At 55.1% G+C, this 20284-nt stretch carries 16 protein-coding genes and 1 riboswitch; of the genes, 5 read left to right on the top strand and 11 right to left on the bottom strand.

Annotation, left to right across the window (positions count from 1 at the left end):
• Positions 1-157: 157 nt before the first annotated feature.
• The gene (locus VAE57_RS04280) at positions 158-1858 is read right to left on the bottom strand and encodes an esterase/lipase family protein (RefSeq protein ID WP_322820663.1); all 1701 of its coding nucleotides are present in this window, start codon (positions 1856-1858) and stop codon (positions 158-160) included.
• Positions 1859-2977: 1119 nt separating this feature from the next.
• On the opposite strand from VAE57_RS04280, the gene VAE57_RS04285 reads away from it, so the two are divergent.
• Positions 2978-5116, top strand: a complete 2139-nt coding sequence (locus VAE57_RS04285) for a hypothetical protein (RefSeq protein ID WP_322820664.1) — start codon at positions 2978-2980, stop codon at positions 5114-5116.
• A 374-nt stretch (positions 5117-5490) separates the two neighbouring features.
• Here the strand turns inward: VAE57_RS04285 and VAE57_RS04290 are convergent, their stop codons facing one another.
• On the bottom strand, positions 5491-8442 hold the full coding sequence (locus VAE57_RS04290; RefSeq protein ID WP_322820665.1) for a G8 domain-containing protein: 2952 nt from the start codon (positions 8440-8442) through the stop codon (positions 5491-5493).
• A 359-nt stretch (positions 8443-8801) separates the two neighbouring features.
• Here VAE57_RS04290 and VAE57_RS04295 point away from each other — a divergent pair, with 359 nt between their 5' ends.
• Together VAE57_RS04295 and glnA are read left to right on the top strand one after the other, a co-directional pair.
• Complete coding sequence (locus VAE57_RS04295; RefSeq protein ID WP_322820666.1) at positions 8802-9620, top strand: hypothetical protein; 819 nt, start codon at positions 8802-8804, stop codon at positions 9618-9620.
• Positions 9621-10041: 421 nt separating this feature from the next.
• On the top strand, positions 10042-11463 hold the full coding sequence (gene glnA / locus VAE57_RS04300; protein WP_322820667.1) for a type I glutamate--ammonia ligase: 1422 nt from the start codon (positions 10042-10044) through the stop codon (positions 11461-11463).
• Positions 11464-11949: 486 nt separating this feature from the next.
• Here the strand turns inward: glnA and VAE57_RS04305 are convergent, their stop codons facing one another.
• Together VAE57_RS04305 and csx15 are read right to left on the bottom strand one after the other, a co-directional pair.
• Positions 11950-13116 (bottom strand): cysteine desulfurase family protein, encoded by a 1167-nt coding sequence (locus VAE57_RS04305; protein ID WP_322820668.1) that lies wholly within the window; start codon positions 13114-13116, stop codon positions 11950-11952.
• 19 nt (positions 13117-13135) lie between these two features.
• Complete coding sequence (gene csx15, locus VAE57_RS04310; RefSeq protein WP_322820669.1) at positions 13136-13522, bottom strand: CRISPR-associated protein Csx15; 387 nt, start codon at positions 13520-13522, stop codon at positions 13136-13138.
• Positions 13523-13741: 219 nt separating this feature from the next.
• Here csx15 and VAE57_RS04315 point away from each other — a divergent pair, with 219 nt between their 5' ends.
• Positions 13742-14155 carry an META domain-containing protein gene (locus VAE57_RS04315; protein ID WP_322820670.1) on the top strand — a complete coding sequence of 138 codons (414 nt, stop codon included), beginning with the start codon at positions 13742-13744 and terminating at the stop codon, positions 14153-14155.
• An 80-nt stretch (positions 14156-14235) separates the two neighbouring features.
• Here the strand turns inward: VAE57_RS04315 and VAE57_RS04320 are convergent, their stop codons facing one another.
• Positions 14236-14622, bottom strand: coding sequence for a hypothetical protein (locus VAE57_RS04320; RefSeq protein WP_322820671.1), 387 nt, complete (start codon positions 14620-14622; stop codon positions 14236-14238).
• Positions 14619-14915: a YggT family protein gene (locus VAE57_RS04325; protein ID WP_322820672.1), complete on the bottom strand. Its 297-nt coding sequence runs from the start codon at positions 14913-14915 to the stop codon at positions 14619-14621. Before VAE57_RS04325 ends, VAE57_RS04320 begins: the two co-directional genes overlap by 4 nt.
• A 420-nt stretch (positions 14916-15335) precedes the next feature.
• Here VAE57_RS04325 and VAE57_RS04330 point away from each other — a divergent pair, with 420 nt between their 5' ends.
• Positions 15336-15779, top strand: a complete 444-nt coding sequence (locus VAE57_RS04330) for a hypothetical protein (protein WP_322820673.1) — start codon at positions 15336-15338, stop codon at positions 15777-15779.
• Between the two features lie 38 nt (positions 15780-15817).
• Here the strand turns inward: VAE57_RS04330 and VAE57_RS04335 are convergent, their stop codons facing one another.
• The 5 genes from VAE57_RS04335 to VAE57_RS04355 form a co-directional block, all read right to left on the bottom strand.
• Complete coding sequence (locus tag VAE57_RS04335; RefSeq protein ID WP_322820674.1) at positions 15818-16081, bottom strand: hypothetical protein; 264 nt, start codon at positions 16079-16081, stop codon at positions 15818-15820.
• A 19-nt stretch (positions 16082-16100) separates the two neighbouring features.
• On the bottom strand, positions 16101-16877 hold the full coding sequence (gene map, locus VAE57_RS04340; protein WP_322820675.1) for a type I methionyl aminopeptidase: 777 nt from the start codon (positions 16875-16877) through the stop codon (positions 16101-16103).
• 36 nt (positions 16878-16913) lie between these two features.
• Positions 16914-17837 (bottom strand): methylenetetrahydrofolate reductase, encoded by a 924-nt coding sequence (locus tag VAE57_RS04345; protein ID WP_322820676.1) that lies wholly within the window; start codon positions 17835-17837, stop codon positions 16914-16916.
• Between the two features lie 3 nt (positions 17838-17840).
• Positions 17841-19037, bottom strand: coding sequence for a PLP-dependent aspartate aminotransferase family protein (locus VAE57_RS04350; protein WP_322820677.1), 1197 nt, complete (start codon positions 19035-19037; stop codon positions 17841-17843).
• A 74-nt stretch (positions 19038-19111) separates the two neighbouring features.
• A riboswitch (SAM riboswitch) is annotated at positions 19112-19218 on the bottom strand.
• A gap of 69 nt (positions 19219-19287) precedes the next feature.
• Positions 19288-20061, bottom strand: coding sequence for a class I SAM-dependent methyltransferase (locus VAE57_RS04355; protein WP_322820678.1), 774 nt, complete (start codon positions 20059-20061; stop codon positions 19288-19290).
• Positions 20062-20284: the final 223 nt, after the last annotated feature.

Genomic DNA, 20284 nt, shown 5'->3' on the forward strand with positions numbered 1-20284 from the left:
CCCGTGGCGTGTCGTTTGGCGTGCGGCAGCCATCTGCTGCACCAGCCGTGTTCGCGATCAGGCGTGGGGCGTAGCACTCTTCCAGTCTGTTCCACCGTGATGCAGGGGATGGATGAGTGCGGGTATGCCCCGATACCGGCAAGCGACTTCACTTGCGCTAACGACTAATCTCGTTGCGCACCTGAGCCAAGGCAGTGATCATCCCTAATGCCCGCTCACGGTCATCGCCAACCATGTCTTTGCACAGCTCGATCAACTGATCTATGGCTCGATGGCGCTCAATTGGCGGTAGAGCCATGATTGCCTCTACTGCTGCTGGCTCGCCGCTGAGGACACTGCGCAGTCGGTCATCACCGATGGGGGCGGCACCCAACACGCCTCCGCGTTCACTCATCGCCATACCGAGCCTGTCTACCGCCGCAGCCATCGTGCTGCGGGCATCAAACTGGAGTTGGGGGGTGTCAGAGGTGCTCAAGATGGTGCAGGTATAGAAGAGAGCGGTGGTGGGGGCAACCTCACTCTCGATGGTAGTGATCATTGGTTCAGCCGCTGCTGTTGAACCAACCCCACCCAACACTGGCGGTTCGCCTGTACCGGTGAGCATTGCGCCAATCGCAACGTGTCCATAGTCGGTACCGTGTAACATCAATCGATAATCACCGGCGGTTGGATTGTCGATAACGACCAGATTGAGTGCCTTGCCCGTATGCCCATAATTCCGTGCTCGTACCCGGCGGCGACGGGCTGCGCGTTTTTCGCCGGCACCTAACACGCCTGCCGGTGCCAGTGGTTGACCGGCTGGTACCTCAACCTCTACCTCAACCGGCGAAGCTGTCATAATGATCAGGCGTGGGGTGGGGGATGGTGCGGCGGTGGGAGCGGCACCTAATACGTCGGGGGCAATGCCCAGCTCTCGGAAGATTAAGGACAGGGCTTGGGGACTATCGGGTAGCGCACCGTGGCTCACCGTAATTGCAGGGAGATTGTTGGCCTGGGGCACAGTCGCCATGCGTTGGAGTACAGTGCCGTCGCCCTGCGCATCGTAGTGGCGCTGAAGCGGGACACCGTCGGCATAGCGCAGTGGATGATCGTCTGGAGGTGGCCCAACCAGAATAGTGTTCAGCGTATTAAAACCGACACCAGTAATGGTGGTCACCGGAACACGCTGCGTCAGCGTAGTAATTGCCGTAACCTGATTCGCCATCTCTCCCCACACATTACGGGAGACCATACTGCTCAGCGGTTTGAATTGCGGAGGGTTGCCACTCAACAGATAGTCTTCCACCGGCAACAAATCGCGCACACCGGGTACTTGCGTGTGGATCGTCTTCACCTTATCGAGTTCGGTCTGGATGGGGTGGATATGGCGCAAATACCACAGGTAGACGGCGAAAACGGTGCGCAGCGTCTCATCGGCGTGTGGTTCTGCACCGGCCCAGGCGGTGTAGGCTTCTGCCGAACCGCGGTGCGGGGTGCCGAGTGTGATCAAGTGCGCTACATCATTACGTGCAGGGTATTCCGGTGACTGAATGTAGCTGCGGGCAACTAAACCTCCCATGCTATGACCGATGATGATAACCTTGCTGGCATTTGCTGCTTTCTTTGCCCTGTCGATCCATCCCACCAGGTAGCGACGGGCGCTCTCTTCAACCGGTTTGCGCCAGTCGTAGAATGCCACGAAGAGATCACGATTACGGCGATAGCCGGCCTGCGTGAAGGTTTGCAAGAAGGTCTTCCCGTAATCAACAAATGGCGGAAAGTTCCATCCATTTAACGTTGGACCGCGCCAATCGAGCAGGACCGGCAGGTTGAACGAACCGGTGAAGCCGGGGATGAAGATCACGGGTAGACGCGACATACTGGCTCCTTGTTCATCTGGCATTGTGCAAAGGGGAGACGGGATTGTTGTGCGATCTGATAGATTGCAGGTCTGCGGTATGACCGATTTGTTTGACGTAGTGCCACCAGTATACGCCAGAGCAATGCTCGCTGCAAGGGGGAAAGTGTATGAATAGGGTTTTTGAGAGGGCGCCGTGCGTTCCAATGACCGATCATCCGACTTATCGATGGTAGAACTGTTTCATAAAGCTGTGCTATCGTCCTCCCAGACTGTCATCCAGGTTCACGAACGCTTGTTAATCATCAAAGCCTGCTTTCCTGCTCCCGGCACGTCGGTATGGCAGTGAGTAGCGCCGGTGACCATCTCTGGTGCCATCACGCGCTGGATTGATTGCCTTGCTCGCCCATCATGCGCGTGTCGCATCGTGTGGAGTACGGCAGCCATGCTGCCGCACCAGCCTTGCTTCGGGTCAGGCGCACGTCGTAGTGTGTACCCTGCTGGGCACGGAGATGCTATGTGTGCGTGTCACGATCACGGCGTCTGTCGGTCATTCTGGTATGTCGCAACCCGCTACGATGGCAAGCAACCGGTAGGGGCGACGCATGCGTCGTCCCTACCCCCGCACAGCGATACATCACGCAAGTGCGCACCAGAATGCTGCGTGAACCGCGGATCATGCTTTCGTTACTTCCAGATTGGTTGTGTCGCATCGTGTGGAGTACGGCAGCCATGCTGCCGCACCAGCCTTGCTTTGGGTCAGGCGTGCGTCGTAGTGTGTACCCTGCTGGGCACGGAGATGCTATGTGTGCTCGTTACGATTGTGTAGTCTGTAGGTGACTAATGAGATAACTTCCAGGACATTCGTCCATGCTGTATTAAAATGATGCACTGTATTGGAAACTGTTTACGTTCCGCGATACCTGTGTTGCAGTGTTTGGAGTGCGGGGGCTATGCCTCCGTCTGTACCGTGATCGATGCCCGTCCTGCGTTGCACTGTTCGCTCTGCGGATCAGGGTGATACCGGGCCATGTCGCCGAAACTTCGCCGGTTTGAAACGGGTTCATCACTTTGGATGACACTCGCTGCCGTTCTATCGCGCATGCGTGACGTTTGCCAGATTCCGCTATAATGCCTGTTATGAAACGACATCTACTCTGGTTCCTGATCATCACAGTACTCATCAGTTGCAGTTCAACGCCTGAGTCGGCCCCTGAAACGATTACCGAGCCATTCCGTAGCGCATGGCAGGCAGCAGGTGGTATGCGAGTTGGACTTCCCTTAAGCGAACCACGCTGGGTTGATGATGCGCTGGTCCAGTACTTTGCCACCATCAAAATTGTGGCCCTCGAAAATGGCGGTGCAGTCGCCGAGCTGCTACCGACGAACTGGCGTGAACAGATACCTGCGGCGGTCGTTGAATTGGCTCCTGCGTCACAACGTGCCTCGCTAACGGTAGCCAAATCCGCGACAATGGTTCAGCCACTACAACCCATTCCTATCACAGTACAGGTTCCTGATTACAGTGGTGTGGTTGATGTTCAGCTCTACGATGCCAAAGCGCGTCTGAGTGCGCAAGGGCAGACCACCATTGTGGACGGTGTGGGTGAAATAGTATTGCCGGCAGGAGGTGCGTTGGGGCCGCAGTGGGCGGTAGCTCTGATCAATGGCAGGCTGGCCGGTGCTCGCAGTCAGATTGTCACCCTTGACGCCCAGACCAGATTGATCAGCGGGCAAAGTGACATCGACTCGTTGTACCCGCGTATTCGGCGGCTCATGGCCGAGGCGCGGGTGAGCTATGAACTGAACGGTCGTCTTATTAGTGGGTATCGTTCGCCCGATAACCCATTGCTCTGGCTACGTGATCACGTCTATCAGGGGCGTGGTTTTCGCTATTTCGAGCATGATGTCACCAGCCTGCTTGACGCTTTTCGTGATGCGCAGTTACCCGATGGTAGCCTCCCTGATGTGATCGATTATCCCGACCGCTATGTGCAGGCGTTCCGCAAAGAGGTGGAGGCGGATGTCGAGTTTCTCTACATTCAGGGCGTATACGAAGCCTGGCAGATGACTGGCGATGATGAATGGTTGCGTAGTCATTTGCCGGCGCTGCGCCGGGCAGTCGACTACATCACCACCAATCCTCTGCGTTGGAATGCCGACCGGGGTCTGGTACGCCGTCCCTATACGATTGACATGTGGGATTTTGCCTATGGCCCCACCACAATCAGCCCCGATGGAAAACCGGCGCCACGCCATTGGATCACGCCCGATACGATTTGGGGTACCTTCCACGGCGATAATACCGGGTTGGCTTATGCCCTGATGTTGCTGGCCCGTATCGAACAGCGGGTCGGCGAACAGTCACGGGTCGAACGCTATTTTCAGCTCTCTGATGAGATCATGCAGCGGCTGAACGATCTGGCCTGGAATGGGCGCTTCTTTACCCATTTTGTGCCAGAGGACCACACCTTCGCTCCGGTTGGTGTGGATGCGTCAAATCAGATCAGTCTCTCCAATGCCTATGCGCTCAACCGGCGCGTGCTCTCCGTTGGTCAGGCTCAGGCCATTGTCGAGAGTTATTATGCCCGCCGTGACTTCAATCGTGCCTTCGCCGAGTGGTACAGTATCGATCCGCCGTTCCCGGCAGGTAGTTTCGGGATGGCGGGTGGTAAAGGCGAACAACCTGGTGAGTACGTGAACGGCGGGATTATGCCATTGGTAGGTGGTGAGCTGGCCCGTGGCGCCTTTACCTTCGGCTTCGAGCCGTATGGCCTCGATATTCTGCGTCGTTACGCCAGTTTGCTCCGGCTGACAAATGCGTCGTATTTGTGGTACTACCCCGACGGTCGGCCCGGTATTTCCGGTCCTGATACGATTCCTACTGATGGTTGGGGTGCCAGCGCAATGCTAGGGGCACTGTTTGAAGGGCTGGCCGGCATTGTTGATGAGGCCAGCCGCTACGATGACGCGATCATTAGCCCGCGCTGGCCTGTCGAGTCGGCCATCACCCGGGTTGAAGTGGTCGCCCGCTATCCGGCATCTGATGGTTATGTCGCCTATCGCTGGCAACGCGATGATCGAGGGATGCAGTTGTACGTCACCGGGAGTGGTCGCACTGCCTATGTGCGCTTCCTCTTGCCCGAAACTGTCGGTGAAGAGATCACCATGACCGTTGCCGGTCAGCCGGTGACACCGACTATCGAATATATCAGGAATAGCCGTTATGCCGGTGTGGCGCTTGACCGCCTGAATGTGATGGTCACTGTCTCCTGGTGACTATCTGATGGATCTGTGCGGGCGGGTCACAACACATCTGGTGTAATAGTGTTCATAATGTGTGATCCGACAATTACCCTGCCACCACCCCCGATCACGGTTGCTCAGTACCAGCGTTTCCGCTCCATACGCAGTAGGATCATGCTTCGGCGAGGATACCATTGCCAGACAGGTTGGATGTGACGCACAATGTGGAGTGCGGCAGCCATGCTGCCGCACCAGCCATGCTCACGATCAGGAGTGGTTTGTAACGGTTTTCCCATCGGTCGCGGGAGCACCGTGCGGGCAGATCACGCCTGTCTGACGTTACCATCCGTGTGGGTAGTAGTGCGAGAGGTTCGCTAAGCAGCCGAACCTCTCATCACCTGCTGCAACTACGGCGCGAAGATGCGCAGGTACGTTACCCGATACAGCGCTTCATCCGACAAGGGATTGGTCGGTTCACCCCCTGGCAATGCCAGCCCACCGCTTACATTAACCCACACCTGATTGCTGGCGTTGTCTTGCCAGAAGCTGTTGTCGGTTGTGAGCAGGGAAGCGAACGAATGCACTTGTGTCAGATGACGTACCGGCGTCCCCAACTGCTGCACATCCCAATACAATTCGCGGGTGGTGAGATACGCCTGCACAGTCCGGCTCCCGCTGAATGGCACGGCCAGAATCAATTTGTCCGCTGTCGTGTGCATGTTAGAAAGGTTAAGTTTGACCTCTTGCGTTGGGGGAGGCAGTGCTGTTACCGCATCGCGAAACTCAATCCGATAGCGACCGTCGGGCACAGCAGCGAAGTGGCGCATATGGGCCACGATGTTGAACGTATTGCGACTACCTCCGCTGCCATCCTCGACGATCCACTGATCGATGATCTGGTTGCCGGCATCAAGTCGGGAGATGGTAAGCGGCATTCTCGGCTCGAAGAGAGGACTTCCATCTACTCTGAAGCCGAAGATACCAAAGTATGGCCCGTTGCAATTCTTTGTATGATCTTCACCGCTGACCGGCACGCAGGTTTTGCCTGCGGTCAGGAAGCGAATATCGTACACCCAGTAGTTCCCTGCCGGCCCCCAGTAACCGTGGGGGTCCCAAAGTGCGCCGGCAATGGCTGCATTGCCGACCGGGGTGTTGATATTGGGTGAAATGACTCGGCGACCCGGATGGCTGTTGATCAGGATGTTGTTGGGATTGCGTACCAGCCCCCGATCAACCGGACGGATATAGTAGTCGTTGGTGGCAAAAGCGCCGCTTGCCCGGTCGAGACGAGGGGAAAGCGCAAAATTGACAATCACGTTGTCGAAGATGTCGAAGGTGCTGTGATAGCTGGCTACCGCCGCATTCGGTTGATCGCGGATCGGTGTTGGCGTTCGATTGTTCAGGCTCACGCCGACGATGAGCGAGTCGCGAATGTTGCCATCATCGCCGGCGCCGGCAAAAAACATCCCGGAATTATCGGCTGAGATGAAGCGAATATAGTCGGGCCAGGAGGTTCGATTCCACAAACCGTTATCATTGTTTTTGTACGTTGTGATGTCACTCATAGTAAAGCGTACTCGATTGTTGTTGTACCGATCTGGCCCTTCATCACTGGTTGGTATGTACCTTTTCTCGTGCGTATTGCCCGCGTCATCAATAGGGGCAAAGTCGAGATTAATGCCAGGCTTGCCGTTCGAGTGGGCAACGTTGTGACTGAAGATGCCCAACTGCGTATTGGCGGGGCGGATAGGTACCTGTTTATTTAATCCGAGTGGACTTTCGGGAAAAGCCAGCCAGAAGCCATTGCCGGCTGCGTCTGCTGCGACATTCCCGTGCACAATGTTGTCGGGGTTGGTGATCCAGAAACCGGATGGGCCACGGCGAAATGCTTCACGGTCGTGGTTCAACAGCGGTACCGGTGGCTGACGCACCTTCAAGACCAGGTTGTTCTCGATCAGGTTACGGCGCTCAACGGCATCCTCAATGAAGATCGCGTGTCCAGCAATGTCGTAACAGATATTGTTGCGAATGGTGGTGCCGTTGGTACCGTGAATGGTGATACAGCGGTTAGCTGAGTTCCAGATGCTGGAATTCGCGACCAATTGCTGAGTGGCATCCCCGATCAGACTCCCATCTGCCGCATACGAGAGCATATGGAAGTGGATTGGGTAACGCCCAATCCGGCCCCCCTGACCCATTCGCCGCAGTTCAACCCCGTCGAGGCGCAGGACCCCGTCTCCCATCACCATAATGTGCGCACCAAAACGGTCATTGCGCCAGCGCTCATCATCGGCACCCTGGATCACGATCCGCCGCGAGAGCACGCCCACCTCTGCCCGTTCATCGAGTACCAGCGGGGTTACTTCCGTCGTTGGCGTCAACGTCATTCCGGTACGACTGACATACTGCAACCGGCCCCAACGCTCCTTCTGCAACGGCGTCGTCAGCGCTATCTGCGTTTCATTCACCGCCTGTACGGTCAACCGTTCAGTTTCCGCCACACCGTAGAAGTCGGTCGGCGCAATCACGATCTGATCGCCGGTCTGCCAGTTGACCGGCTCGGCAAGGATGAGGGTTGTGCTTCCGGCAGCGGCGTGATCGTTCAGTCGTGTCCAGGTGCGATTTGGGGTTTGGCCATAGGCTTCAAACGTTCCGCCCATCAGCAGAATGCCACGGGTTCCCATACCCATCACATCTTCATCCAGATTTGCCGCAGTCAGGGTAATAGTTGCCCGCTGGGTAAACGGTTCCGTCGGCGTACCGATCTGTAGCCGTCCGCGACCGTGCAGCATGATCCATCCTACAGTGAGATCGAGGTTTTGCCGATCAAAGCGTAATTCACCTTCAATCAACAGGCTTTGCAACGGCGGCGGGCTGATATCAAGGAGCACCACCTTGCCTGCCGGGATGGTCACGGCATCCCCGGCCTGGGGTACCCGGCCACCCCACGTTGCCGGGTTAGACCAGCGTTCGACGGTGGTATTCGCCACAATCGGGACAAAGACAGCGTGGGTGGACTGCACAACAAGGGTGCCACGCATATCGGGATCGAAATCGCACAGAAATGCCGATAAGCCGGCTGTCGTGAAAGGTTGATTGATCTGTTCGCCGGGTGCGATCACCGGCGTTTCCCAGCTACCATCAACTGCGCGGAGACGATGCGGCACTGAATCGGCATTGAACCAGTTGATCGTAGTTCCGGCAGTAATGTGAAGATCATAGGTTTGGGCCTGGCTGAGGGAAACCTGTGGTTTGGCCGGGGCGGCAATCAGCGATACGGACGAGCCAACAATAATGGTGATCACAAGGGTGCAACAGGCAAGCAGAAGGCTGACGTGAATGAAGTGAGAACGAACCATGCTTTTGGTGCCTTGCCAGGGTTGTTGACTGATTGTGAATAATGACCTGATGAAGACGATACACCTCAACGAAACGTAAAGGCTCTGCCCCGGCGCAGAGTGGAATGCGATCACGTCATTGTGCACTATAAGGATCGTTCCGCTATCATCACACTCTCTTTTCAGCATAACGAACAATAATACGGCCAGGCAATAGTACTTTGTGCGTCTTCTGTTTGATGACCCATCGTATGTTGACCAGAACACGAGCGAGGCTTTTTACGTCTTTGTACATAGGAGCTACCTATACGAATATCCGTCTGCGGACTGTTGACCATTACCAGATTGGCGTGCATATCATACCGGCAGGGGAGGTGTCTATGCGACGCTTGCTTGTGATCGTGGTATTGCTCTGCCTGATCGGCGTAGATCACGCGGCGTTATGGCTTAGCCCAGTCCATGCCCATTCTGCCTGGCGACAGGCGCGAGCCGCGCCGCCGACTCGCCCTGGCCCGACCATAGAAGCATTCGTGCGCCCCGAATTTGCTGCCCGGATGCGGCGATTGCGCAATGCCATTTTGGATGCTGCGGCCCGACACAACCACCCCCATCTGTCGGGGATGAGTGATCGCGAGTTTGCGGTCGTGATTGCAACCATCCTTTACAATGAGAATTTTGGCTGGGCGGAAGAGCTGGTGCCACCGCTGCGCATGGTGACACCGCTCTACCAGGGTGCTCAACAACAGGTCAATTTACACGGTTGGGGAGCCAATTTTAGTGTCTGGCCGGCCAATTTACGCCCTTCGGTTGCCGCCGAGATTCTGGCCGGCGAGGTGCCACTCGCCGATGGTCGTATGCTGCGTATTCCGTTGCAAGTTACAGGCAGTCAGATTGATCCGACGAAATTCAACGATCAACGAGCCTTGTTCGCTGCATTGACAGCGGAGATCAGTAACGACGAACTGGCAGTACACTATCTGGCCGCGAACCTTGAGCGCGGGGTCTGGCGGGCGGTGATGGAGGGGCAACCGGTTTCGTGGCGAACGCTGGCCGCCTGGCACAATCAGGGTATCGTTGATCCGGTTGCCATTCGCAACAACCCAACCGCCCGTGACTATGTGCGTCGTGCAGCGGCGTATGTGCCATTGGCCAGGGCACTGTTTGCTTCATCAGATCAGCCTGGCTTACGTGCCGTGTGATGTCGCACCTGTTGATCAGACCCGTCAAGACAAGTACTGCACATTAGGCAAAGCATCCAATCCAGTAATGGCGAAGATTGTACCCTCTCAACGTAGTAACGATACTCCTGGCTCGCTATACTACCCAATAGGTGCAGATGTTGCACGTCGCCTGCGTAGGCGCTCCGGCCAACACTGATGTGGCCCGACGTAACCGTTGACATTTCGGCGTTGCGATGCCGCATCGCATTGAAAACTTCGGTTATCGCGGGTGTGCCGACTGCCACGCTTGTCGCGTATCATCTGCTTCCCAATTACGGATACCGACAGGAAGAATACGACGCCGCTGGTCACAAATGTACCACGGCGTCGTTACCTGTTTTAGGACCACGTTCGTTCTGCAGGACCGCGTTCGTTCTAGTGTAGCAAGGAGTAGACTTGTATGACGATGGATGCGAAGGGCGTTATCGAATTGATCAAAGCCAAGGGAATTCAAATTGTTGATACCCGCTTTACCGATCTCTTTGGTGGGTGGCAGCACTATTCGCTGCCGGCCTCGCGGTTGACTGAAGATATGATTCGCGAGGGTTTGGGCTTTGATGGATCATCAATCAAGGGTTTTCAAGCCATCAACGAGAGCGATATGTTGATGGTACCCGATCCATCAACGGCATTTATCGATCCAACCCTCAGTGTGCCAACACTGGTACTAATCTGTGACATTATCGACCCCATCACCCGCCAGCCCTACAGCCGCGATCCGCGCACGGTTGCTAAAAAGGCCGAGGCATATCTCAAGACGACCGGTATTGCCGATACCGCCTACTTCGGGCCGGAAGCTGAGTTCTTCCTCTTCAGTGATGTTCGCTTCGGTCAAGGTGCCAACCACGGCTTCTACTATATCGACAGCCCGGAAGCGGTCTGGAATACCGGTGCTGAAATACCAGGGGGCAACAAGGGCTACCGCATCCGCCACAAAGAGGGCTACTTCCCGGTTCCACCTACCGATACCCTCCAGGATATTCGCTCCGAGATGATCCTGAAGATGATGGAGATCGGGATCGAGATTGAGCTGCACCATCACGAGGTGGCAACCGCCGGTCAGTGCGAGATCGATATGCGCTTTGACTCGCTGGTCAATATGGCCGACAAGGTGCAGAAGTACAAGTACATTGTACGCAATGTCGCTCGTGCGCACGGCTACAGTGCCACCTTCATGCCAAAGCCGATCTTCGGCGACAATGGATCGGGTATGCACACCCACCAAAGCCTCTGGAAAGATGGCGAGCCGCTCTTCTTCGATGAGACGCAATACGCCCTGCTCTCGAAGACGGCGCAGTACTACATCGGCGGTATTCTCAAGCACGCTCCGGCGCTGCTAGCAATTTGTGCCCCGACTACCAATAGCTATCGCCGGCTGGTACCGGGCTTTGAGGCTCCGATCAATCTTGTCTACTCGATGCGCAATCGCTCGGCGGCAATCCGTATTCCGACCTACAGCTCATCACCCAAGGCGCGCCGTATCGAATTCCGGGCGCCGGATGCAATGTGTAACCCGTATCTCGCCTTCGCTGCCATGATGCTGGCCGGTCTCGACGGCATCCAGAACAAGATTGAGCCGCCACCGCCGCTCGATGTTGACATCTACGAACTCTCGCCGGAAGAGAAGGGCGACATTCGCAGCACACCTGGCTCGCTTACCGAAGCCCTTGATGCACTCGAACAGGATTATCACTTCCTGCTCAAGGGCAATGTCTTCACAACCGATCTGCTCGAAGCGTACATCGAGGCCAAGCGCAAAGAGGCTGTCGGGCTGGCGCTGCGCCCGCATCCGTATGAGTTCATGATGTATTACGACGCCTGATAACCTGCTACATACGCAACAGCAGGGGCGCATTCCAGATGCGCCCCTGCTGTTTTGCTCACGCGAGCCTGTTATGAATACCGCCCCCATCCGAAGCATTGTCGGGTGGGGTAAGCGATAGCAACACCTCCCCTTCCAATGCTGATCAAGCACGCCGGTATTCCCGTGTCGCGTAGTCTGACGTGCGGCAGCCATGCTTTCACGCCGCCATTATGCTCTACACCCGATGCACGTTGCGACGGCTACGAGCATACCTGGGCGCATGGGAATATGATCCACGCCAACCCATTACCCTCCACCCTATCCTAAGCGCAGAAGTGGACCCAGCGCACCCGCAGCGTAAGCGTTGATCCGGCTATCCCTCTTCACACAAACCGATTGCTCGAGTGTCCCGCTAGCCTTTGCCGGTTTCATTGATGGGTGGGCAGATATTCTCGTCAAACAGAGAGCATAGAAACAATGCACGCCAGGTATGCACTCCCGGCATCACACACACGGCGTCAGCGTTCGCAATTGCGCGACCAGATCGGGTAACAGATCGAGCAGAGTGTCAATCTGCTCATCGGTAGTCTGGCGGCCCAGGGAGAAGCGGATCGAACCATTGGCTTTGTCGGGTGAGAGACCCATTGCCAGTAAGACGTGTGATGGTTCGAGTGAGCCAGAGGTGCAGGCACTCCCTGAACTGGCACAGATGCCGCGCTGATCGAGCAGCAGTAAGAGGCTTTCGGTCTCAATACAGGCGAAACCTATGTTAACGATGCCCGGTAGTCGGGCCTGGCGGTCGCCATTCAGCCATGATTGTGGAATGTGAGTAAGCACGCCATCAATCAGGCGTTCACTCAGTGCTCGTAATCGATTTGCGTGTGTGGTACGCTCACCCTCAGCAATGCTTAAGGCTTTGGCCAACCCCACAATACCGGCGATGTTCTCTGTACCGGCCCGGCGGCGGCGTTCCTGTGCGCCACCGTTGATCTGCGGCACCAGCGGTGTTCCCCGGCGCAGATACAATATCCCCACCCCCTGCGGCCCGTAAAACTTGTGGGCGGTCAGACTTAGCAGGTCAACTCCTAACGCATGCACATCGAGTGGTAACTGGCCGGGTGCCTGCACCGCATCCGTGTGGAAGATCACGCCACGCTCGCGACAAATGGCGGCCAGCTCAGTGATCGGCTGGATGACACCAGTCTCATTGTTGGCATACATCACCGAGACGAGCGCGGTTTCAGGTCGGATCGCAGCACTGAGATCGGCAGGCTGGACGCGACCGGTGCGATCAACCGGTAGCAGGGTAACCGTAAACCCCTCATATTCCACCAGGTAGTCGAGTGCATGGAGAACGGCGTGATGTTCGATGGTACTGCTAATGAGATGGGTTTTGCCCTGGGCACGTAGCGCCATGGCAACCCCTTTGATAGCCAGATTAATGCTTTCACTCCCACCGCTGGTAAAGACAATCTCTTTCGGCTGACACCCTAACACCAGTGCTACCTGCTCACGCGCATCGTCCAACGCCTGCAACGCAGCCCGCCCAACCTGATGGATGCTGGATGCGTTTCCACTCATACCGGTCAGGAATGGCATCATCGCTTCCAATACTCGTGGATCGAGCGGTGTTGTGGCAGCGTAATCAAGGTAAATCAGGCGACTGTTCATAGACGGTTCTCCGACAAGGTTACTGAGCACGACGGGTACGTGCTTCGTCGCGTAGCACCTGGAGATTGAGTATTTCGGCCACTTCGTAGCGAGGCGGCAACGACCCGGCTATCGGGCGGATTCGTAATACCGGTGGGAAGTATCCCATGCGACCATGTAGCTCGGCTAGCAGGGCTGCGGCACTGAAATTGAGTGCCGGGAGATTAACCAGAATCGCTTCGCTCTGCCATTGCTGTGGTGAAAGACCGGCAGCATCGGCCATGGCGATAATTTGCGGAAGTAATGGTTGTTGCTGATCGATTTGACTGGGAATGTCAAGCAATCGATCAATGTGCTGGCCGGTCAACGCAACGATTTGTTCTTGCTGCGCTGCGGTGATGGGATGAGCATAGTTTAGAATAATCATTTTCCAATCCTCGTCTGAAGTATCTCTCTATCTATTGTAGCGCAGACTGATTGATAGCGTGCTGGTGATGTTGTGAATGGTTGTGGAACATTTGCCTGTTGACTCACGTTTGGAGATTGCCTGATAGTTTGATGTTACTGCACGATAGCGAGTTTTTGTCAATCAGGTATTAGTGGGCATAACGACGAATTCAACAGGACAAAGAAAGGACATCTTCCGATGAACGCAAGCCGGGCAATAATGCTCCTACTGGTTATGTTCATGGTAGCCTGTACAAATTCTGGTACATCCACCACCGATCTTACCAATAGACAGTGGCAATTGATCGAAATTGATGGTCAGCCACCGTTGCATTCAGAGCACGCATTAACAATCGTATTTGATGCTACCGGTCGGGTGAATGGATTTTCCGGTTGTAATTCCTTTAGCGGTGATTATCGAATCAACGGAGCGACTATCACCTTGAGCAATGTGATGACGACTCTGATGGCATGTGCCGATGATGCAGTGACTGCTCAGGAGATCATGTTTCATCAGGCGTTGCAGGCTGTAACGCAGTACGAATTAAATGCCGGAACCCTTGTCTTGCGTGATGAAAATGGTGCTGTTCGTCTCCGCTTCCAGGCATTTTGAGCGGCCGTTGCCCGTGTGCTGAACGGACAGGCGATGTGCTGTAGAGTGAGGGGTCATGCACTATTACCCCTCACTTGGGCCTATTGCCGTTGTTCTTCAAGAATCGTCTTGCCCAAACCGGTCAGACGGGCGATCAACCAGCCCAGTGTGAAGACAGGAATTGGTTGTGTCAATGGAATGAGGGCTTCAACCGCAGCTTTATTGCGTAAGCCGCGCAAGCCCAAACGGTCGAGCACCAGCCAGCTCACCGGAGCTGCCAGAATGTCAAGACCAAAATCGAGCAAATCAAGGGCAATAGGCAGTGCAATGGGTAGGTAGTGCATCGTTTCAAAAAAACCGGCATCCGGTGGTACATTCAGGTTTCGTAATCGTTGCCAGATCAGCCAGAGCACAGTAATCGCAAGCGTCAAACAAATCAACATGATGATGAGTAACCAGCTTAAGATAGTCGCAATTTGCTCATTCATTGGCGCTGCATCCTTCCCAGGCCAACCCAGATCAGGGCCGTCAGGCTTACAATCAATACAAGGGTTGCCAGCGTGCTCAGTTCCAGAATTGATCCAAAACGTGGTTGATCGCGATCCATCATTGCTAATGCTGCCACTATAGGGTCGGTCAGATTGTAGAGCCAGGTCACCGCCGGGCTATCGGGTCGGGCGGCCAGCAATTTCAGCACCAGCCGCACAACGAGTAAACCGCCAAGCGCACCACCCAGCAGGGCAATACCTTCTTGCAAGAGATCCACCAGTCGCCGATTCATCGCAATAGTCCTATAGATGGAACTTTACGGAGCTATTATACGTCTATTAAAAGCTACAGTCAGGCATTGTGCAGAAGATGCTTGTGAGACGAGAAAACTCCACAAGAGATTGTACCGTATCTGTTTCGACAGTAATGAGACACTGTCACCTGAAAAATTGTTGCAACTAATGCGCTTTAGTGGAATAGTGTAGACCTGATCGCGAAACTCACTTGATGTCATATCTTCGGCCACATCTGGCATCGGTAACGGCAGAGTGGTGAGATGCGTTCTTTCCGATATGTTGATCATTTTCAGCAAAATATGACCGAAGACCTATGGCTTTGGTTACAGTAGTTTGTTACACTATACTCACTTACCTTCTGACCTGGATGACAGTCATAAGTACCGGTATCCAGTAACGTGCACAAGGAAATCGTCATGATCAAGCCGATGGCGTCGGTTGGGGCAGAGCAGCGAATAACCATAACGGATCTCTGGCGATCAGGTCGCGCTAACCTCTTTTTTATCATGGTAGGGTTAGAGTTATGCCTGCTGCTAAGCGTACTTGTCTGGTTATTGTTGTCCGCGCCACCGCGTCCATCACTGACCACAACACCGGATTTGACCCCGTTGACCGGTGAAATTCAGGGTCGTCTTAGCGGATTGATCATCGATCCCGTCATCGAAGTCAAACCAGGAGTTATTGTGCGCTCAAGTAATGTGCGGGGTTTTCGTTACGAGGGCCACGTCTACTACTACTATATCGAGGGTGCAGCGAATTACGATCCCTTGTCGCGTGGATTACTCCGTCCTGATCAGGTAGAAATCATGCTTCGCGACGATAGTGGTGAGCAGACTATCGTCATCTACCGTGTGCAGTAGCAGATCAGGTGAGGGCGCAGGATAGGCATTACTCCAGATCAGCGACGACGTCCTTCCTCCCAGTTCCCCCAATCCCGTTCTTCGGCGGCACGGATCGCTCGTCGCTTCAATGCTCGCCGTGAAATCGGGATAACTTCGTTGAGCGTTGCCCAAAGCTGCTCTTCAAGCTGAGGTTGTGCAGCCAGTGCAGCCTCAATTGCCTGTACATCGATACCACGGGCATGCAACTCGGTTGCTAGCTCGATGGCTCGTGCTCGATCACCGGCAGCGAGTGCTGCGATCAATGCTTCTTCGAGCGTCATCGTTGATCTGCCCTCCTGCTCAGGCCGTCAGAATGACCGGCCCTTCTTCGGTGATAGCCAGCGTATGCTCGAACTGAGCTGATCGCTTTCCATCAGCAGTACGCACCGTCCAGCCATCGCGATCAACTTTGGTTGCGGCTGTACCGGCATTGATCATCGGTTCGATCGTGAATACCATCCCGGCAACAATCTTACGGGTCTGGTGGGGATCGTCGTAATGCAGAATGGTCGGTTCTTCGTGGAGATTACGCCCCAGGCCATGACCGGTATATTCGCGTACCACCGAAAAGCCATGCGCTTCGGCGTGGCGCTGAATTGCGGCACCGATTGCCCGCAAGGGGTTACCTACCCGTGCCTGCTCAATTCCTAACTCAAGGCACCGCCTGGTTACGTCGAGGAGTCGTTGCGTCTCCTCATCAACCTCGCCGACAGCAAAGGTCTCGCACGCATCGCCGATCCAGCCGTTGAGGCGTAACCCGATATCGATGCCGACAATATCACCCTGGCGGAGGCGATCACGCTTGCTCGGAATACCGTGACAAATCACGTCGTTAATCGAAGCGCAGATCGTGCCTGGAAAAGGGGGAATGTAGTTCCGCCGTCCGGCGGGTACATACCCTTTGTACACCGGCTCGGCCCCGTGCGAGCGAATGAACTCTTCGGCAATTGCGTCGAGTTCAGCCGTTGTCACCCCTGGCCGAATATGGTCACGCAGTACCTGAAACGTCTGCCGTACCAGTTGACCGGCAGCACGCAAGAGTTCTATCTGGGCAGGAGATTTTAAAATGATAGCCATAGTGGTACTTTCATCGATCAGCGTGTACTACATATGTTATAGCACATTCTCTTCGGTTGACGGTACCGGTGGCCGGGGTAATAGACCGGCCTGTTCCACCACTCGAGGAATAGCCCGTGTCCAGTCAACCGACATAATGTGAACGCCGGCCACACCTTCTATACTCAGCAGCTCGTTTACCAGTTCGGCGGCCAGGGCAATCCCTTCCGCTTCGCTGTCGGTAGCCCGCTGCATTCGCTCAATCACCGTCTCCGGCATCAGCGTACCGGGCAGGTGATCGCGCAGGTAGATGGCCGAGTGCGGTCGACGCAAGATCATCACGCCGGCCAGAATATACGCCTGTTGGTGTAAACCGGCTGCGCGTACATCGGCCATCCACTGCCGGAATCGCCCAACATCGAAGATGAGTTGCGTTTGGACAAATTCGGCACCGGCCTCGATCTTTTTCTCAAGGCGGGCAGCCCGTTCAACATTCGGGTTCGCGACGCTGCCGATAAAGAATCGTGGCGCCTCTTTGAGCGGCGTACCGGATTGGAACGTCGCCTGATCGCGTAGCGTGCGTAAGACCCGGATCAGTTGGAATGAATTGAGATCGAGGACGTTTTTGGCCTCTGGATGGTCACCAATCCGGGGATGGTCCCCCGTCATTGCCAGTAAATTACGCACGCCAAGAGCTGCTGCACTGAGCGCATCGGCCTGCAGGGCAATCCGATTGCGATGCTGGCAGGTCATTTGCATGATCGGCTCAATGCCGAGTTGTTGCAAAATGACACTCCCACCCAGCGAAGACATGCGGGCAATACCGCGCTGGTTGTCGGTCAAATTGACCGCATCGACATAATCACGAATGTTGCGGGCCAGTGCTTCGAGATGGCTACGTGCCGCCCCCTTTGGCGGTGCGATCTCGCCGGTAACGACAATCTGGCCGGCAGCGAGCCGGCGCTGAAGGGTAGAATGCATAGGTTATTCGTCGGCAAGAGCCTGTTGCAGATCGGCGATTAAGTCATTCACATCCTCAATCCCGCACGAAAGGCGGATGAGGTTGTCGCGAATACCCACCGCCAGCCGTTCTTCACTACTCAATTCATAGTAACTCATAAGTGCCGGTTGTTCAACCAGGCTTTCAACACCGCCAAAGCTCGGTGCAATGTACGGCAGACGTAGCCGGTCGACCACAGCCATGGCACTCTGCAAATCGCCGGCGACTTCAAATGAGACAACGCCACCAAAGCCGCGCATTTGGGCACGGGCGACGGCGTGGTCGGGGTGTTCGGGTAATCCCGGATAATGCACCCGGCTTACCCGTGGATGACGGGCCAGAAATTCGGCTACCGCCTGACCATTTTGATTGTGGCGTTCCATGCGCAGAGCGAAGGTCTTCAACCCGCGACCGAGCAGATATGCAGTATGCGGATCACAGATACCTCCGAGGATACCCTGGGTTTCGCGCAGCGCACTGATAATTGGTGGCCGACCGATGATCACACCGGCCAGCAGATCGTTGTGACCGGCCAGATATTTGCTACAGCTATGCACCACCAGGTCGATCCCGTATTCAAGTGGCCGCATATTGTAGGGTGTAGCGAAGGTGGCGTCGATGAGCGTCTTAATCCGATGCTCGCGGGCAATGCTTGCCACGGCAGCCAGATCGATCACCCGCAGGTAGGGATTGGTTGGCGCTTCCGTAACAATCAGGCGAGTGCGTCCCGGATCGATAGCAGCGGCAATCGCGGCAGGGTCGGCGGCAGCCACAACGCTATGCGTCACACCCAGGCGGGCCAGCATGGTTCGCACGAACTGGCGGGTGCGCCGATAACCGTCATCGGTCAGAATGACGTGGCTGCCTGATGGGAGAAGTGCCAGCATCACCGTCGTTAATGCATTCATCCCGGAAGCGCAAAGCAGTGCTGCGGCAGGTGCCGTTGGTGATTCAAGAGCGGCTAATCGCGCTTCAACGGCTCGTACCGTCGGATTGCCGTAGCGACCGTACTCTTCACGCTCCAGATCACCTGACTGGAAAGCGATCAACTCAGCACTATCGCGGAAGGTATAGGTGGCACTGTGAACAACTGGAGGGGTGATAGCATCAAATGCACGCTGACGCGGTTCACCCGCGTGAACTGCGACCGTACTTGGTCCGCTAAACTGCTCAATAGCCATAAGAAAACCTCTCATCACGGCGATGAGAGGTCAGATGACGTTCTTCTACCGATTTACGGGAAGACGCCGCTCTCCTCTCATCTGCCAGCTTTATGCTGCCGGAGTTGCCACCCGTCAGGTTCACTTCCGCCGGGTTGGCGCGGTTTCGCAGGGCCGGTCCCTCCACCGCTCTGGATGAGTGCAGCGTTCTGCAATTGGTGGTGAGTATAGCAGGGGAACAGGTTGTTGTCAATGGGGGAAGCACAGACAATCATCCAGGAAGCTTTGTGCAAAAGTAGATCTCTCCACTATCTTTAGTTAAACCCATCTGCACGGCCACTTCAGGGTCGGGAACAAGATCAGTAACCGTGGTTGTTTGTACAGTAAAGCCTACCCCACGTAACCGGTCGGGGAAATCTCGTCCATACACACGGACATGGTCTTCCTGTCCAAAGGCAATAAATCGTGCTTGTGGATCGACAATGCTGGGATCTTCAAATGTCACTTCAGCCATAATCGGCACTAACAGGATTGCCCAGCCGGTTGGTTTCAGGACGCGCCAGAACTCGCGCATGGCTGTTCGATCATCTGGCACATGCTCGAGAACATGGCTGCACAGTATCACATCAAAGGACTCATCAGGATACTGAATATTCGTGATGTCCATTTTTACCATCACGTGATCGTTGTTCAGATCAGCCGTGATATAACCAGCCCCTAGCTTTTGGTGAAAGATTGGTTTGAAACATGGTTCTGGCGCAATATGAAGAACATCCTTTGGTCTACCATCAAACAAGTCGGTTTTTTGGGTTAAATAGAGCCATAATAACCGATGACGCTCTAAAGAACCGCAATAAATGCATAAAGCACCTTTACGGCGTGACCGACCGTAAGGTGCAAATGCACGTAATGATTTCTGGCAAACAGGGCAAAAATGGTTTTTGCCCTGGTATAAGATCAAATTTTTAACTCTAACCACAAAGTCGCGAGCATTCCGTAATGGCCGTTTTACGTCGTTGGGTAATACGCTCAAAAAACGCTTCATTCATAATCTCCGTAAGACGCTAACAGGGAAAACACCCCCTCTTAATGTAGGGTTTGTAACCTGCCACTGTGCCAGAGATGAAACTTGAGACTGTTGGTATCTATTTTACCACTGTAGAATTGGATAATCACACCTTCAAAAACGCCGACATAATCACCACATCGTGCAGGTCACCGTTGCGATCAATGGCGTGGCGTGTCAATTGGCCTTCAACTGCGAATCC

Origin of the sequence: Chloroflexus sp., from assembly GCF_034434295.1 — a bacterium.
Taxonomy (GTDB): domain Bacteria; phylum Chloroflexota; class Chloroflexia; order Chloroflexales; family Chloroflexaceae; genus Chloroflexus.

What these genes read in the sequence shown, in the direction of transcription:
- glnA (WP_322820667.1), top strand. Translation starts at nt 10,042, where the DNA reads ATGACGATGGATGCGAAGGGCGTTATCGAATTGATCAAAGCCAAGGGA.
- VAE57_RS04315 (WP_322820670.1), top strand. Translation starts at nt 13,742, where the DNA reads ATGAACGCAAGCCGGGCAATAATGCTCCTACTGGTTATGTTCATGGTA.
- VAE57_RS04345 (WP_322820676.1), bottom strand. Translation starts at nt 17,837, where the DNA reads ATGCATTCTACCCTTCAGCGCCGGCTCGCTGCCGGCCAGATTGTCGTT.
- VAE57_RS04290 (WP_322820665.1), bottom strand. Translation starts at nt 8,442, where the DNA reads ATGGTTCGTTCTCACTTCATTCACGTCAGCCTTCTGCTTGCCTGTTGC.
- csx15 (WP_322820669.1), bottom strand. Translation starts at nt 13,522, where the DNA reads ATGATTATTCTAAACTATGCTCATCCCATCACCGCAGCGCAGCAAGAA.
- VAE57_RS04330 (WP_322820673.1), top strand. Translation starts at nt 15,336, where the DNA reads ATGATCAAGCCGATGGCGTCGGTTGGGGCAGAGCAGCGAATAACCATA.
- VAE57_RS04305 (WP_322820668.1), bottom strand. Translation starts at nt 13,116, where the DNA reads ATGAACAGTCGCCTGATTTACCTTGATTACGCTGCCACAACACCGCTC.
- VAE57_RS04320 (WP_322820671.1), bottom strand. Translation starts at nt 14,622, where the DNA reads ATGAATGAGCAAATTGCGACTATCTTAAGCTGGTTACTCATCATCATG.
- VAE57_RS04355 (WP_322820678.1), bottom strand. Translation starts at nt 20,061, where the DNA reads ATGAAGCGTTTTTTGAGCGTATTACCCAACGACGTAAAACGGCCATTA.
- map (WP_322820675.1), bottom strand. Translation starts at nt 16,877, where the DNA reads ATGGCTATCATTTTAAAATCTCCTGCCCAGATAGAACTCTTGCGTGCT.
- VAE57_RS04295 (WP_322820666.1), top strand. Translation starts at nt 8,802, where the DNA reads ATGCGACGCTTGCTTGTGATCGTGGTATTGCTCTGCCTGATCGGCGTA.
- VAE57_RS04335 (WP_322820674.1), bottom strand. Translation starts at nt 16,081, where the DNA reads ATGACGCTCGAAGAAGCATTGATCGCAGCACTCGCTGCCGGTGATCGA.
- VAE57_RS04350 (WP_322820677.1), bottom strand. Translation starts at nt 19,037, where the DNA reads ATGGCTATTGAGCAGTTTAGCGGACCAAGTACGGTCGCAGTTCACGCG.
- VAE57_RS04325 (WP_322820672.1), bottom strand. Translation starts at nt 14,915, where the DNA reads ATGAATCGGCGACTGGTGGATCTCTTGCAAGAAGGTATTGCCCTGCTG.
- VAE57_RS04285 (WP_322820664.1), top strand. Translation starts at nt 2,978, where the DNA reads ATGAAACGACATCTACTCTGGTTCCTGATCATCACAGTACTCATCAGT.
- VAE57_RS04280 (WP_322820663.1), bottom strand. Translation starts at nt 1,858, where the DNA reads ATGTCGCGTCTACCCGTGATCTTCATCCCCGGCTTCACCGGTTCGTTC.